Genomic DNA, 13878 nt, shown 5'->3' with positions numbered 1-13878 from the left:
TAATCAAAGCCGGTGAAATTTTACTTATCGTAAAATTTCACCGGCTTTTCATTTCAGAGGTGGGTTTTGTCCCAGCCCCTTTCTTTTATTCTAATTCTATTAATAAATCTCCTGTTGAAATTGCATCTCCACTAGAAATGTAGACTTCTTTTACTACCCCGTCCTTCGGTGCTTGAACTGTTGTTTCCATTTTCATAGCTTCCGTAATTAATAGATGATCTCCACGTTTTACAGGACTACCTTTTGAAACAACAACTTTTAACACAGTTCCTGGCATTGTTGCACCGATTTGATTTGGATTACTTGGGTCTGCTTTTACTGCATTTGTCCCTTCCACTTCAACAGTTAAATCTTGAATGACTAATTCTCGAGATTGACCGTTTAGTTCAAAGTAGATAATGCGAGTACCATTTGGTTGCGGTTCACCAATTTCGATTAATTTAATAATTAACGTTTTCCCTTTTTCAATTTCTACTTCAATTTCTTCCCCTAACTTTAACCCATAAAGGAATGTCGGTGTGTCTAAAACTGAAATATCTCCGAACATGTCTGTCGCCGCTACATATTCTTCAAATACTTTAGGATATAACGCATAAGCTAAAACATCTTTTTTTGTTATAGTACGTCCAAATTTTTCAGTTAGAGTTTTTTCTAGTTCTTCAAAGTTAATCGGTTCCAATAACTCCCCTGGTCGAACCGTAATCGCTTCTCTATCTTTTAAAATCACCTTTTGTAACTCTTTCGGGAATCCGCCATGGACTTGCCCTAAATAACCTTGGAATAACTCCACAACGGAATCCGGGAAGTCCATTGTAAGTCCTCTTTCGAAAATATTTTCTTCGTCTAAATCATTTTGAACCATGAACAATGCCATGTCTCCTACAACTTTAGAGGAAGGTGTCACTTTAACAATATCTCCGAATAGTAAATTAACCCGTGAATACATTTTTTTCACTTCGTCCCAACGGTCGCCTAAGCCAACTGCTTTTGCTTGTTGTTGCAAATTACTATATTGCCCCCCTGGCATTTCGTGTACATAAATTTCAGAATGAGGGCTATTCATTCCACTTTCAAAATCGCTATAGAAAGCACGAACATCTTGCCAATAATAAGAAAGTTGTTCTAAAGCATCAATATCCGCACGTAGTTCCCGCTTGCCGCCTTTCATTGCATAATACAATGAGTTAGCACTTGGTTGTGAAGTTAAACCAGACATGGAACCAAGGGCTGTATCAATAATGTCAACACCGGCTTCGATCGCCTTTGCATAAGTATAAATACCATTTCCGCTTGTATCATGGGTATGCAGATGAATTGGTAGATCTGTTGAATCTTTCAATTCCGAAATCAAACAATAAGCCGCCTCTGGTTTTAATAACCCTGCCATATCTTTAATCGCTAAAATATGAGCTCCTGCCGCCTCTAATTCCTTGGCCATTTCCTTGTAATACTGTACGGAATATTTTGCTCGTGATTCATCGAAAATATCGCCTGTATAACAAATTGCCGCTTCAGCAATTTTTCCCGTTTGACGAACTTCATCAATTGCTACTTCCATTCCTTTAATCCAGTTCAAACTATCGAAAATTCTGAAAACATCTACTCCAGAAGAAGCCGACTCACGAATAAATTCTCTTATTAAATTATCAGGATAATTTTTATAACCTACCGCGTTAGCACCTCGGAATAGCATTTGGAATAACACGTTTGGCATTTGTTTACGAAGCTTTTCTAGACGAACCCATGGATCTTCCTTCAAAAATCTATAAGCTACATCAAATGTTGCTCCACCCCATAATTCAAAGGAGAAGAAATCATGCAACATACGTGCATTATAATCAGCAATTTGGAACATATCTTGGGACCGTACTCTAGTCGCAAGTAATGATTGGTGTGCATCACGGAAAGTTGTATCAGTCAGTAATACATCCTTTTGTTCTTTTACCCAAGAAACAAGACCTTCTGCACCGCGCTCATCTAAAATTTGTTTCGTTCCAGCTGGTATTTCAGTTTTTAGATCGATTTTCGGTTTGTTTGGTTGTACGAAAATTGGTTTCGTACGTTTTTCAATCCCTGGAAAACCATTTAAAGTAACGTTACCAATATAGTTTAATAATTTCGTCCCTCTATCTTTTCGTACTGGGAATTTAAATAATTCAGGCGTTGTATCGATAAAACTTGTATCAAATTCACCCGTAATGAATTTATCATGCTGTACAACATTTTCTAAAAACGGAATGTTCGTTTTCACACCGCGAATACGGAACTCTCTTAAGTTACGATGCATTTTAGCCGCTGCTTCTTTAAACGTCATACCCCAAGTAGAGATTTTCACGAGTAATGAATCATAATAAGGTGTGACAACAGCACCTTGGAAACCATTCCCTGCATCTAATCGTACTCCAAAACCACCACTAGAACGATACACCATCAATTTACCAGTATCTGGCATGAAATCGTTTGCAGGATCTTCTGTCGTAACCCGAGATTGGATTGCATATCCGAACAATGGAATTTGATCTTGAGCTGGAATTCCGATTTCTTCCGAATGGATTGCATGTCCTTCAGCAATTTTAATTTGAGCATGTACGATATCAATACCTGTAATCATTTCTGTAATCGTATGTTCTACTTGAATTCGTGGATTAACTTCAATGAAATAAAAGTCATTTCCTGATACTAAAAACTCCACAGTACCTGCGTTTATGTACTGAACATTTTTCATTAATTGGACAGCTGCCTCACAAATTCGATTACGAAGTTCCTTTGAAATCGAATTGGAAGGAGCAATTTCCACTACCTTTTGGTGACGTCTTTGGATAGAACAATCCCGTTCATATAAATGAACAATATTCCCCGTCACATCTCCTAATATTTGTACTTCAATATGTTTTGGTTTAATGATAGCTTTCTCAACATAAACTTCATCAGAACCGAATGCTGCCTTCGCTTCTGACTTTGCTCGTTCAAATGCAGAGGCTAGTTCTTCCTTCGATTGAACTAAACGCATCCCACGTCCGCCACCACCAAGGGCAGCTTTAATCATTAGAGGATAGCCATATTTGTCCCCAAATGCTATGACTTCTTCTACAGTATTAACTGGACCATCACTACCAGGAATCACTGGAATTTTTGCAGCTACCGCTTGTTCTCTTGCTTTTACTTTATCTCCGAACATATCTAAATGTTCAGATGTTGGTCCAATAAAGATAATTCCTTCTTCTTCACAACGTCTAGCAAATTCAACATTTTCCGATAAGAAACCATAACCGGGATGGATTGCATCAACTTCCGCTTGTTTTGCAATTTCAATGATTCCTTCAATATCTAAATAAGCATCAATCGGTTTCTTTCCAACCCCAACTAAATAAGATTCATCCGATTTGTAACGATGATAAGAACCACTATCTTCCCTTGAATAAATTGCAACTGTTTTTAAGTTTAAATCATTACAAGCGCGAAAAATACGAATTGCAATTTCCCCACGGTTTGCTACTAAAATTTTGTTAATTTTCTTCACAATGATTCCCCCTTAGACCTTCTTTTTTCCAGCTTCACATACATGGAAATATTCACTAATATCCCCATTGCAAAAGATAGTAATAATATAGATGTCCCGCCATAACTAATGAATGGTAGCGTTACACCGGTTAACGGAATAAGTCCCGATAATCCCCCAAGATTAATAAATGTTTGAACAGCAATCCAACTACCTATACCTGCTGCAATCATTCTAGCAAGCGGATCCTTCGTTTTTAAGGCAATTGTTAAAGCTCTAAGGACAATGAATCCAAGACCACCTAGTACAATGATGACCCCTAGTATTCCAAGTTCCTCAGCAATAATCGCCATAATAAAATCGGTTTGCGGTTCTGGTAAATAGCCTAATTTTTGAATGGACTGACCTAAGCCAACCCCTTCTAATCCCCCTGAGCCAATCGCAATATACCCATTAATAACTTGATAGCTAGAGCCAGTTTCATATTCAAACGGGTTTAAAAAGGCTTTAATACGGCCAACTCGGTTTTGAGTTAGAATTTCTTCACCTTTAACTAATAAAATAAGCCCTATTAATGCTGAACCAAACCCACCTAATACAGCAAAAAATTTCATAAATTTTTTAAATTGAATCCCACTTGCTGCAACAACCGCAATGGCGATTCCAGATATAATCATAACGGCACCTAAATCGGTTTCGTTCGCAACACAGAAAATCACTAATAACCATACTAAAATCGGATAAATAATATTATTTGGTCCTAAGTTTTCCATTGAATTTTTTAAACTTTTTCGATAGAAGGCACCAGCAAAATATAAAATAATAAATAGTTTTGCAAACTCAGAAGGTTGGAAATTCATGATACCTAAATCAATCCAACTTTGGGAACCTGATTGTTCAGCACCAACCCCGAAATTCCATACCCAAAATAACAGAACTAACATAATGCCTAAAAGTGCCACCATAAGTTTTTTATTACTATAATGTTTATATGGGAAAAAGGCACCCACTATAAAAGCGACACCTGCTACACATAAATTTAATAATTGTTTATTGTAGTAAAAGTCTGGTCCTTGATCTTTGTTTACAATAGCAACCCACATACCGGCACTATAAATCATGACAAGACCGAATAAACATAAAAATACATAAGTAAAGAATAATGGATAATCAAAATTCCTCACATAATAAGCTAAATATTTTCTCATTTTCAATTTCCCCATTTTAGAAAAAAAACTCAAAGCGCTATTTCGCGTTTGAGTTTCTAATTATTTGTTTGTGTACGCTTCATGTAACAAAGAAAGTTCTTTCTCTAATGTGTCGAGAATTTCCTTTCCTCGTTCACGTTCAATTAATCCAAGCTTAACAGCAAAATCAATTTCCCGTGATAAGCCAAACATTTGTGTATCTAATACTTCTTCGTATAAAGGACATGATGGCATTGTTAAATGATCCATTTGAACTTTTATTAAACGTGCAATTTTATCTGCATCCTTAAGCAGTAATTCCAAAGCCTCTTCCTGGAAGGAAGACTGACGTTTCGTATCCATGAGGACGCCCCCATCATTGTGATATTTCTTCTATTCTATCTTATTAAAGTTTATCTTTAAGCTGATAAAAATGCAAGTCCATACATTAGAAAAGAGAACTTTTGATTTATATTTCTTTATTAATTAGTATGAGTAGCGTTATACTAAAAAATGATATATAGATTAGGGGGACTATAAAAATGGAAACGATTATACCAATTAAAGGTGCCGTTAAATATAAAATTACATTAGATCCAACTGTATGGATTTTTGATGATCGCCGATTAGACTTAACGACATATTTTACAGAACAAAAAGAAGATGACGATGAGGATTTAATGTATTTAAAAAATGCTGGTGCTCACTGGTCTAGAGAAATAATGGAAGGGGCAACTTACCCTCCAACTTTAAAAACAGAGCGAAAATTTGATCGACAAGGAATGAAAACTGGAACATTCGGGATGGAAATTAAACATTTCTTAAAAAATGCAGAAATTGAGGAAAATGCGGAACGTGTCGTGTTTGAACTTCAAGATGGTACAGAACACGCCTTCTCCATTGAAGAAGCGTTTACGATTATTTTTAAATATAGTCAAGATGGTAAACCAATTAATGATGGCGGACCTGTTCACCTTATTTTTGGAGACGGGTCAAATATCGACAACCCGATTAAAAATATTGCTGCAATCCGAGTTGAATAGTAGGAGGATTAATCATATGCGAGTCCAATGTGTCATTTGCGATACGATTAACGAACTTGATGACGATGCACCTTTAGCGAAGAAATTACGAAATCGTCCTATTCATACTTATATGTGTAACGAATGCTATGATCGTATAGCGAAAAATACGGATGCCCGAATCGCAACAGGAAACTTCCGTTTTTTCCGTACTTCTTCACCAATTGATGAAGAGTTTTAAAGCCTACTATAAACAAGTTATGTTAACATAACAAAGCATCATTCAAATGATTTTGAATGATGCTTCTTTTTATTCACTTTTAATTAACCGTTTTTCTAACAATTCCACCAGCTGATACATAATGGTTGCAAAGATCGCAATAATGAGCAATGACATTAACACGAGATTGAAATTAAACACTTGGAAGCCGTAAATAATTAAGTAACCTAATCCTTTAGATGATACGAGAAATTCTCCTACAATAACCCCTACCCACGATAATCCAACATTTACTTTTAACGTTGAAATAATTGTAGGAAAAGAAGCAGGTAAAATAGCTTCTTTAAACATTTGGAACCGTGATGCATTAAAGGTTTGCATCACTTTTAAATAGTTCCCATCGACGTTTTTAAAGGAAGTATAGATGACAATCGTTGAAATGATGACTGAAATAATGGCACCCATTGTAATAATCGAATTCATCCCCGGACCCATTGCAACGATTAAAATAGGACCTAAAGCTACTTTCGGCATCGCATTTAATATAACTAAGTATGGATCTAAGACCTTTGATAAAAATGGAGACCACCACAAGATTGCCGCTAAAATTGTTCCAAGTAATGTTCCAATGATAAATCCTAATACCGTTTCAAAGACAGTATACCCTATATGAACAAATATGGTGCCGTCTACTACATTTTCAACTAGTAACGTATAGATTTTTGAAGGCGAACTAAAAATTAATTGGTCAATCCATTTTGATCTTGAAGCGATTTCCCAGAGGGAAAAAAAGGCAATTAAAATTAATAGTTGGTAGAACCGGACCCATCTTTTTTCCTTAATAAGCGACTGTTTAAATTGTTCGTGGAGTTTATGATTGTTCAAGGTTTTCAAGCTCCTTCCAAATGATTTGGAATAGGGGGGAATAACTTGAATGGGACCTTACATCAAAGGGAGTTAATTGTCTTAAATCTTCTGGTACTTCAAAAATTTGATGTAACTTTCCTGGTCTAGGGGAAAATAAGAAAATTCGATCACTCATCGCAATCGCCTCCCCTAAATCATGGGTCACAAGTACTGCTGTTTTACCATACTCTTTTAATTTGTTTGCAACTAAATCTTCGAGTTTTAATTTCGATTGATAATCAAGAGCTGAGAAAGGTTCATCTAATAATAAAATCTTCGGGTCTACTGCAAGGGTTCGCGCTAAAGCAACCCTTTGGCGCATTCCACCAGACAATTCTCTAGGATATTTTTCTCCAATTGGAGGTAATCCAACATCATGTAACAAATCAGAAGTAACCTTTGAAAAGTTTTGGTTATCCTCTTTTAAAAGTTTTAAGCCGAGGGTAATGTTTTCTTCAATGGTCTTCCAAGGAAATAAATAATCTTGTTGAAGCATATATCCGATCGATAAGTCGGAATTTCCATAAACAGCTTGATTTTCAATTTTCACTGTCCCAGAAGTAGGTTGAAACAATCCGGCAATTATGGAGAGAAGTGTCGTTTTTCCACAACCGCTAGGGCCAATAAAAGAGACAAATTCTCCTTTATTAATTGTTAAATTAATATTTTGTAATGCCTCTGTTGCGGCTTCCTTTGAAAAATACGTATGGTGAACGTTGGTGACAGTTAAAAAGTCCATTTTACTCCAAAACCTTCTCTGCAAACGTTGTATCAACTAATTCTTTATAATCCATACGTTTCGGAAGTTCACCAGCTTCTTCCATAATATCTTGTAAATTGTTCCACTCTTCTTCATCTAAAACGGGATCTTTCGCAAAGGATTCTTGTTCACGGTAGCGTTCAACAACCGTTGCAATTAGCTCTATATCTGTATCTTCAAAAAATGGTTGAATCGCTTCGGCTACTTCTTCAACAGAACTTTCATAAACAAAATCTTGGGCTTTCTTTAACGCTCGTGTAAATTTCTCAATCACTTCTGGATTTTCGTTCATAAAGCTATCCTTTGTCATGAATACTGTATATGGTAAAGGACCAGATTCCGTACCAAATGAGGCAACGATATGGCCTTTGCCTTCTTGTTCGAATACGCTAGCAGTCGGTTCAAATAGTTGAACAAAGTCACCTGTACCAGATGCAAAGGCTGTAGATATATTAGCAAAATCTATATTTTGGATTAGCTCTAGATCTTCCTGGGGATCAATGCCATGTTTTTCCAACACATATTCCCCTGCCATTTGCGGCATACCACCTTTACGTTGTCCAAGAAATGTTGAATCTTTTAACATATCCCAAGAAAAGTTTTCAATTTTTTCTCTTGCAACTAAAAATGTTCCGTCTGTTTGTGTTAATTGTGCAAAATTTTTGATTGGATCATTGGCACCTTGAGCAGATACATAAATCGATGTTTCAGAACCAACTAAAGCAATGTCAATCCCATCGGATAAAAGGGCTGTCATCGTTTTATCTCCACCAGCTATTGTAGATAATTCTATTTCTAACCCTTCTTCTTCAAAGAAGCCTTGAGTAATAGCTACATATTGAGGCGCGTAGAATATGGAGCGTGTAACTTCACCGACTTTGACCGTTTGAAGATCCTCTTTATCATTACAAGCAGTTAAAACGATTATAGTAAAGCAAGCTAAAAAGAACAAAATACTGGACTTCACCCAATTTTTCAATGCTCCGACCTCCCCATTCATACTGTTTATCAAAGGTAGGTTATGCATTTAATAAAAAATGTGTGAATCCCTAGAAAATCGTTATTTCTTCGGTATATATTAGAAAATGGATTCTGTTATTATGCAATGATAGTTCATCACAACAATGAGGTGAATAAAGCAACTACCAGCATTGAAATTATGGCATCTTCCAAACCGATTATCGACGATTACGAATTAAATAAAGGATACATTGTCAAATACAATTTAGGTTTTTCGAAACTGGAAGACTACTATTATCATTTAGTGAAACATTTATTTACTATGCCTTATATTTATGAAGTATCAGGACTTCACTCAGGTGCATTTTATGAATATTTAGCTCAACATATGGATCACAACTTGAGCATAAAAAAAGGTAATCCAAAATTGGATTACCTTTTTCAAATCATATTATGAAGCTGCTCTTTTTTCTTCCCGTTTTTCACGCCACAAGCGGATTTTATAAAGAATTAAAATGAGGGAAGCTACAATTAGTCCTTCAATCATTGGTAAGAACAATGCTAAAAACGTTAAAACAATACATCCTATAAAAAGGAAAATATAGATAATCACATTTTTAATAAGGGATAAATCGTTTTTAGCGAAACCAAGTTTATACACAATTGCTGATAAAATAAATACTAATAAAAATACTACATAACCAGCAACAGCATAGCTTGGTAAATTTTCATATAAATAGCGAGTAATACCTGACATGCGTCCGAATACAAACTCATTTTCACTTGCATTCGTAGGTGCAGATGCTTGAATATAATTTAAAGTTCCAAACAAGTTCATCTTTTCCAACACCTTTCATCATTTCCCCAAAACAGTTATTATTGTTCTGCGTATTTTTTCTTTTTCGCCTGTTTCTCACGTTCGTTTTTATCTAAAATTTGTTTACGTAAGCGAATTGATTCTGGAGTTACTTCTAAATACTCATCATCATCTAAAAATTCTAAAGCTTCTTCAAGAGTTAAAATACGTGGACGTTTAATAACGTTTGTTTGGTCTTTTGTCGCTGAACGTACATTTGTTTTTTGTTTCGTTTTCGTAATATTAACCGTAATGTCATTATCACGATTATTTTCACCAACAATCATACCTTCATAAATTTCAGTACCTGGTTCAACAAATAATGTACCACGGTCTTCAATTTGCATCATACCATAAGTTGTCGCTTTACCTGTCTCCATTGACACAAGGGCACCTTGGTGACGTCCACCAACACGACCTGGTACAACAGGTTGGTAAGAATCGAACGTATGGTTAATAATACCAAAACCTTTTGTTAATGACATGAATTCCGTTGTATAACCAATTAATCCACGAGCAGGTACCATGAAGATTAGACGAACTTGTCCATTTCCTTCATTGACCATATCTAACATTTCACCTTTACGGTTACCAAGGGATTCAATGACTGAACCAACACTTTCTTCTGGTACATCAATTTGTACACGTTCGATTGGTTCACATTTTACACCATCGATTTCACGAATAATTACTTGTGGTTTAGACACTTGTAATTCATAACCTTCACGACGCATGTTTTCAATTAAAATAGATAAGTGAAGTTCTCCGCGTCCAGAAACAATCCAAGCGTCTGGTGAATCTGTATCTTCTACACGAAGGGATACGTCCGTCTGTAATTGGGAACGTAGACGTTCTTCAATTTTTCTTGACGTAATCCATTTTCCTTCTCGACCTGCAAATGGAGAATTATTTACTAAGAAAGTCATTTGTAATGTTGGCTCATCAATACGTAACGGCGTTAATGCTTCTTGATGATCAATCGGACATACCGTTTCACCAACATTGATCTCTTCCATTCCGGATACCGCTACTAAATCGCCTGCATACGCTTCTTGAATTTCCTCACGTTTTAAACCAAAGAATCCAAATAATTTTGTTACACGGAAATTTTTCACTGAACCGTCTAACTTCATTAAGGCTACTTGTTGCCCTACATGGATTGTACCGCGGAATACACGTCCGATACCAATACGACCTACGAAGTCATTATAATCTAATAATGCTACTTGGAATTGTAATGGCTCTTCTCGTGTATCAACTGGTGCTGGGATATGCTCGATAATCGATTCAAATAAGCATTGCATCGATTCTTCTTGTTTAGATGGGTCTGGATCAAGGGAGGCCGTACCATTTACACCAGATGCATAAACAACTGGGAATTCTAATTGTTCTTCATCTGCACCTAATTCGATTAATAAATCTAACACTTCATCTACTACTTCTTCAGGACGAGCTGAATCTTTGTCTACTTTATTCACGACAACGATTGGTGTTAATTTTTGCTCTAACGCTTTTTTCAAAACAAAGCGTGTTTGAGGCATACAACCTTCATATGCATCGACAACAAGTAATACACCATCAACCATTTTTAAAATACGTTCAACTTCTCCACCGAAATCGGCATGTCCTGGTGTATCCAGGATATTTATACGTGTACCGTTATAGTTTACTGCTGTATTTTTAGCAAGAATCGTAATACCACGTTCACGTTCAAGATCATTCGAGTCCATTGCTCTTTCTTCTACATGTTCATTTGAACGGAAAGTACCAGATTGTTTTAACAATTGGTCAACTAATGTTGTTTTCCCATGGTCAACGTGTGCGATAATTGCGATATTGCGTAAATCTTCGCGTAACTTTGTCATTATTCCACTCCACATTCTTTTTTCATATGATTAACTGTGTTATTATAGCACAAGAAGAGATACTTGTCTTTTTCATATTTTTACAATTTCGACAAACTTAGATCAATATTGATATTTTTCTATCAAGTAAGGAGGACTACTCTGCATGAATAAAGCAAAAATTGTTATGTTTATCTTTGCAGTAGCAGCAATGTTATCAATGATTTCTGTAGGTTACGCCATTGCAGCCAAAACGATTATTGGAGCTATTGCAGGATTAGTAGCATTATGTGTCGTAATGATGACAGGATTTAAAATGAAACGCAAATTTAGAGAACAAGGTTTACTTTAATTTAACCATTTTTTCTTAGATTGCCACATTTTTATTGGATAATTCAAAAATCGTAGGTAACAAAAATTTGCTACCTACGATTTTTTTCATTTTTCTTCAATATACTCATTTAATATTCGATGATGAATAGAAGGATTTGCGATGATAAATGTATCTTTTGATAGCAGATTACAATCTTCACCTTTTAAATTCGTTGTGATTGCACCAACTTCTTTCGCAATAATGGTTCCTCCACCAATATCCCATGGTGCCAATCTCATCGAAATATAAGCATCTAATTTCCCACTAACAACATAGGCAATTTCCATTGCTGCCGAACCGTAAGAACGTGTTCCGCGAATTGTATGAACAAGCTCAGTCATTTTTTCATGATTGACGAGCCTATTCGGCGTAACCCAAGTTGCATTGATGCCAATTACCGCTTCTTCCAATGGCACAGGTTGGAGTTGACGTAATGGTGAATCGTTGTACCAAGCACCTTGCCCTTCGATTGCATGAAATAGATCTTCTCTCATGACATCAAATATGTATCCGAGTTTTCCTACACCATCTACAAAAAAACCTATTGTAATCATAAAATGGCGATGCTGCTTCACGAAATTCATCGTTCCGTCAATCGGGTCGATAATCCATACTGGACCCTCAAGGGATTTCACATCTTCTCCCATTCCTTCTTCACCTAATATTTTATGTTGGGGGAAGGACGCTTTAATTTTTTCTATAAAAAACAATTCAGTTTCACGATCGATATTCGTAACTAGATCATTTGCTCCTGATTTTGTCTCCACCACTAAATCATAGGAAAAGGCTTCACGTATTCTTTTCCCTGCCTCAAAGATCATTTTTTTCGCAAACTCATCTAATTTATTTATATCCATATAACCCCCACCTTTTTAGTCAACATTTCCCTTTTATTAATTATAACAAAAATCACTTGCTGTCCGATATGGAGCAAGTGATTTTTAATGAATTATTAATTTTTTAAACATATGCGTGGAGACCATCTAGTTCGTCTTGAATTTCCTTTAGACGTTTTTTACTCTTTTCCATTTCCTTTTCATCATTCTCTTGCATCGCTGCATACAAGGAGGCTAGCTCGTAATCCAGCTCTAAACGTAAAATGTGTTCATATTGCTTTTCAATATCAACTTTACGTATAATTTTAATCATCTGTTTCATACTAAATCACTTCCCTTTCATTTTTTTAAAAATTTTTGTCTTATGAAAGAATGGTTGTTACAAAATTTTTCCCAAAAAACTGATAAAATAAACATGTAAATCAAAGAGGGGGCTATAATTAATGGACAAAATTAAATGGACAAACAAAGACTTCGAAGTATTCGAAATAGATGGTTTAGAACAACGGATGGAAGCTCTTTCTACTATTGTTCGCCCAAAGTTCCAACAATTAGGTGAACTGTTTTCTAGTTACTTTAGCTCAAAAACAGGCGATGAATTTTTCCCACATGTAGCTAAGCATGCTAGAAGAACAATCAATCCTCCTAAAGATTCATGGGTTGCGTTTGCTCCGTATAAACGTGGGTATAAATCGCTTCCTCATTTTCAAATTGGACTTTGGAATACACATTTATTCATTATTGTTGCAATTATTTATGAAGCACCACAAAAATCTGAAATGGCAACACGTTTATTAAAAAATATGGAATACTTTAATCAGCTGCCGGAGGATTTCATCATTTCGGGTGATCATATGTCACAAGACGCAATATCTTTAAAATTAGGTCGTGAAGAACAGCTGGAAAATTTATTAATCCGATTACGAGACGTCAAAAAAGGAGAATTTTTAGTTGGACGCCACATTTCAAGAGAAGAAGCTGTAAATCTTTCATCGGAACAATTTTTACAACTTACTGAAGAAACTTTTGAAGCTCTTTTACCTATTTATAACATTATCATTGGTAAATAATTTATAAAGTGTTCATAAAGGCTAAAGTAAAAGTAACCATTTACTTGAACTTTAGCCTCTCCTTATTCTTTACGCTTCTTAATGAACTAAATCCTTTTTTTAAAAGGAATTTATTTAAGGATTGCTTTATTTTGGTGTGTTGTATCATTAATATGCACAAGATGACTACAAACATTACATATTTCTACTAATTTTCTTCCTACAATTTTTAACTATATACGGTATTATTTTAACAAAGAAACAATACCCTCCTACAATTGAGTAGGAAGGAGTGATTAACTCCCGACCTCTCACACCACCGTACGTACGGTTCCGTATACGGCGGTTCAATTAAGATGAATAACG

The 13878-nt window shown here is 35.6% G+C and carries 15 protein-coding genes; 5 read left to right on the top strand and 10 right to left on the bottom strand.

The annotated features are described in order from the left end of the window. Positions 1 to 85 precede the first annotated feature (85 nt). The 3 genes from pyc to ACH0B5_RS16520 are packed head-to-tail and all read right to left on the bottom strand — an operon-like array spanning position 86 to position 5049. Positions 86 to 3520 carry a pyruvate carboxylase gene (pyc, locus tag ACH0B5_RS16530; protein ID WP_406928148.1) on the bottom strand — a complete coding sequence of 1145 codons (3435 nt, stop codon included), beginning with the start codon at positions 3518 to 3520 and terminating at the stop codon, positions 86 to 88. Continuing rightward, positions 3517 to 4707: an FtsW/RodA/SpoVE family cell cycle protein gene (locus ACH0B5_RS16525; protein ID WP_122973508.1), complete on the bottom strand. Its 1191-nt coding sequence runs from the start codon at positions 4705 to 4707 to the stop codon at positions 3517 to 3519. Before ACH0B5_RS16525 ends, pyc begins: the two co-directional genes overlap by 4 nt. 60 nt (positions 4708 to 4767) lie before the next feature. Continuing rightward, entirely contained in the window at positions 4768 to 5049 is a 282-nt protein-coding gene (locus ACH0B5_RS16520; protein ID WP_122973509.1) for an Fpa/YlaN family protein, read from the bottom strand. Positions 5050 to 5228: 179 nt separating this feature from the next. Here ACH0B5_RS16520 and ACH0B5_RS16515 point away from each other — a divergent pair, with 179 nt between their 5' ends. Together ACH0B5_RS16515 and ACH0B5_RS16510 are read left to right on the top strand one after the other, a co-directional pair. Further along, complete coding sequence (locus tag ACH0B5_RS16515) at positions 5229 to 5729, top strand: peptidyl-prolyl cis-trans isomerase (protein WP_122973510.1); 501 nt, start codon at positions 5229 to 5231, stop codon at positions 5727 to 5729. A gap of 16 nt (positions 5730 to 5745) precedes the next feature. Next, entirely contained in the window at positions 5746 to 5949 is a 204-nt protein-coding gene (locus ACH0B5_RS16510) for a YlaI family protein (RefSeq protein ID WP_122973511.1), read from the top strand. Between the two features lie 69 nt (positions 5950 to 6018). Here ACH0B5_RS16510 and ACH0B5_RS16505 read toward each other — a convergent pair whose 3' ends face one another. The 3 genes from ACH0B5_RS16505 to ACH0B5_RS16495 are packed head-to-tail and all read right to left on the bottom strand — an operon-like array spanning position 6019 to position 8573. Beyond that, the gene (locus ACH0B5_RS16505) at positions 6019 to 6813 is read right to left on the bottom strand and encodes an ABC transporter permease (RefSeq protein WP_341361846.1); all 795 of its coding nucleotides are present in this window, start codon (positions 6811 to 6813) and stop codon (positions 6019 to 6021) included. Further along, positions 6800 to 7573 carry an ABC transporter ATP-binding protein gene (locus ACH0B5_RS16500; RefSeq protein ID WP_122973513.1) on the bottom strand — a complete coding sequence of 258 codons (774 nt, stop codon included), beginning with the start codon at positions 7571 to 7573 and terminating at the stop codon, positions 6800 to 6802. The genes ACH0B5_RS16505 and ACH0B5_RS16500 overlap by 14 nt, the downstream gene beginning before the upstream one ends. A gap of 1 nt (position 7574) precedes the next feature. Next, complete coding sequence (locus ACH0B5_RS16495; RefSeq protein WP_241559388.1) at positions 7575 to 8573, bottom strand: ABC transporter substrate-binding protein; 999 nt, start codon at positions 8571 to 8573, stop codon at positions 7575 to 7577. A 126-nt stretch (positions 8574 to 8699) separates the two neighbouring features. On the opposite strand from ACH0B5_RS16495, the gene ACH0B5_RS16490 reads away from it, so the two are divergent. Next, the gene (locus ACH0B5_RS16490) at positions 8700 to 9011 is read left to right on the top strand and encodes a hypothetical protein (RefSeq protein WP_148037838.1); all 312 of its coding nucleotides are present in this window, start codon (positions 8700 to 8702) and stop codon (positions 9009 to 9011) included. Here ACH0B5_RS16490 and ACH0B5_RS16485 read toward each other — a convergent pair. Continuing rightward, on the bottom strand, positions 9006 to 9392 hold the full coding sequence (locus ACH0B5_RS16485; protein WP_122973516.1) for a YlaH-like family protein: 387 nt from the start codon (positions 9390 to 9392) through the stop codon (positions 9006 to 9008). The genes ACH0B5_RS16490 and ACH0B5_RS16485 overlap by 6 nt on opposite strands. A 38-nt stretch (positions 9393 to 9430) precedes the next feature. Continuing rightward, positions 9431 to 11275: a translational GTPase TypA gene (gene typA, locus ACH0B5_RS16480; protein ID WP_122973517.1), complete on the bottom strand. Its 1845-nt coding sequence runs from the start codon at positions 11273 to 11275 to the stop codon at positions 9431 to 9433. 145 nt (positions 11276 to 11420) lie between these two features. On the opposite strand from typA, the gene ACH0B5_RS16475 reads away from it, so the two are divergent. Further along, on the top strand, positions 11421 to 11606 hold the full coding sequence (locus ACH0B5_RS16475) for a DUF5325 family protein (protein WP_122973518.1): 186 nt from the start codon (positions 11421 to 11423) through the stop codon (positions 11604 to 11606). Positions 11607 to 11692: 86 nt separating this feature from the next. Here the strand turns inward: ACH0B5_RS16475 and ACH0B5_RS16470 are convergent, their stop codons facing one another. Beyond that, the gene (locus ACH0B5_RS16470; protein ID WP_122973519.1) at positions 11693 to 12484 is read right to left on the bottom strand and encodes an inositol monophosphatase family protein; all 792 of its coding nucleotides are present in this window, start codon (positions 12482 to 12484) and stop codon (positions 11693 to 11695) included. Positions 12485 to 12587: 103 nt separating this feature from the next. Further along, positions 12588 to 12785, bottom strand: a complete 198-nt coding sequence (locus ACH0B5_RS16465) for a hypothetical protein (RefSeq protein WP_122973520.1) — start codon at positions 12783 to 12785, stop codon at positions 12588 to 12590. Between the two features lie 121 nt (positions 12786 to 12906). On the opposite strand from ACH0B5_RS16465, the gene ACH0B5_RS16460 reads away from it, so the two are divergent. Beyond that, the gene (locus ACH0B5_RS16460; protein WP_122973521.1) at positions 12907 to 13533 is read left to right on the top strand and encodes a YktB family protein; all 627 of its coding nucleotides are present in this window, start codon (positions 12907 to 12909) and stop codon (positions 13531 to 13533) included. The last annotated feature ends 345 nt before the right edge of the window (positions 13534 to 13878 follow it).

Source organism: Ureibacillus sp. 179-F W5.1 NHS, from assembly GCF_045369345.1.
GTDB classification, from domain to species: Bacteria; Bacillota; Bacilli; order Bacillales_A; family Planococcaceae; genus Ureibacillus; species Ureibacillus halotolerans.
The sequence above is the reverse complement of the archived record's forward strand: the minus strand, read 5'-3'. Positions and strand labels throughout refer to the sequence as shown.

Excerpts from the sequence above, each read along its gene's own strand:
- ACH0B5_RS16525 (WP_122973508.1), bottom strand. The coding sequence starts at position 4,707 with ATGAGAAAATATTTAGCTTATTATGTGAGGAATTTTGATTATCCATTA.
- ACH0B5_RS16520 (WP_122973509.1), bottom strand. The coding sequence starts at position 5,049 with ATGGATACGAAACGTCAGTCTTCCTTCCAGGAAGAGGCTTTGGAATTA.
- ACH0B5_RS16515 (WP_122973510.1), top strand. The coding sequence starts at position 5,229 with ATGGAAACGATTATACCAATTAAAGGTGCCGTTAAATATAAAATTACA.
- ACH0B5_RS16510 (WP_122973511.1), top strand. The coding sequence starts at position 5,746 with ATGCGAGTCCAATGTGTCATTTGCGATACGATTAACGAACTTGATGAC.
- ACH0B5_RS16500 (WP_122973513.1), bottom strand. The coding sequence starts at position 7,573 with ATGGACTTTTTAACTGTCACCAACGTTCACCATACGTATTTTTCAAAG.
- ACH0B5_RS16490 (WP_148037838.1), top strand. The coding sequence starts at position 8,700 with ATGATAGTTCATCACAACAATGAGGTGAATAAAGCAACTACCAGCATT.
- ACH0B5_RS16485 (WP_122973516.1), bottom strand. The coding sequence starts at position 9,392 with ATGAACTTGTTTGGAACTTTAAATTATATTCAAGCATCTGCACCTACG.
- typA (WP_122973517.1), bottom strand. The coding sequence starts at position 11,275 with ATGACAAAGTTACGCGAAGATTTACGCAATATCGCAATTATCGCACAC.
- ACH0B5_RS16475 (WP_122973518.1), top strand. The coding sequence starts at position 11,421 with ATGAATAAAGCAAAAATTGTTATGTTTATCTTTGCAGTAGCAGCAATG.
- ACH0B5_RS16470 (WP_122973519.1), bottom strand. The coding sequence starts at position 12,484 with ATGGATATAAATAAATTAGATGAGTTTGCGAAAAAAATGATCTTTGAG.
- ACH0B5_RS16465 (WP_122973520.1), bottom strand. The coding sequence starts at position 12,785 with ATGAAACAGATGATTAAAATTATACGTAAAGTTGATATTGAAAAGCAA.
- ACH0B5_RS16460 (WP_122973521.1), top strand. The coding sequence starts at position 12,907 with ATGGACAAAATTAAATGGACAAACAAAGACTTCGAAGTATTCGAAATA.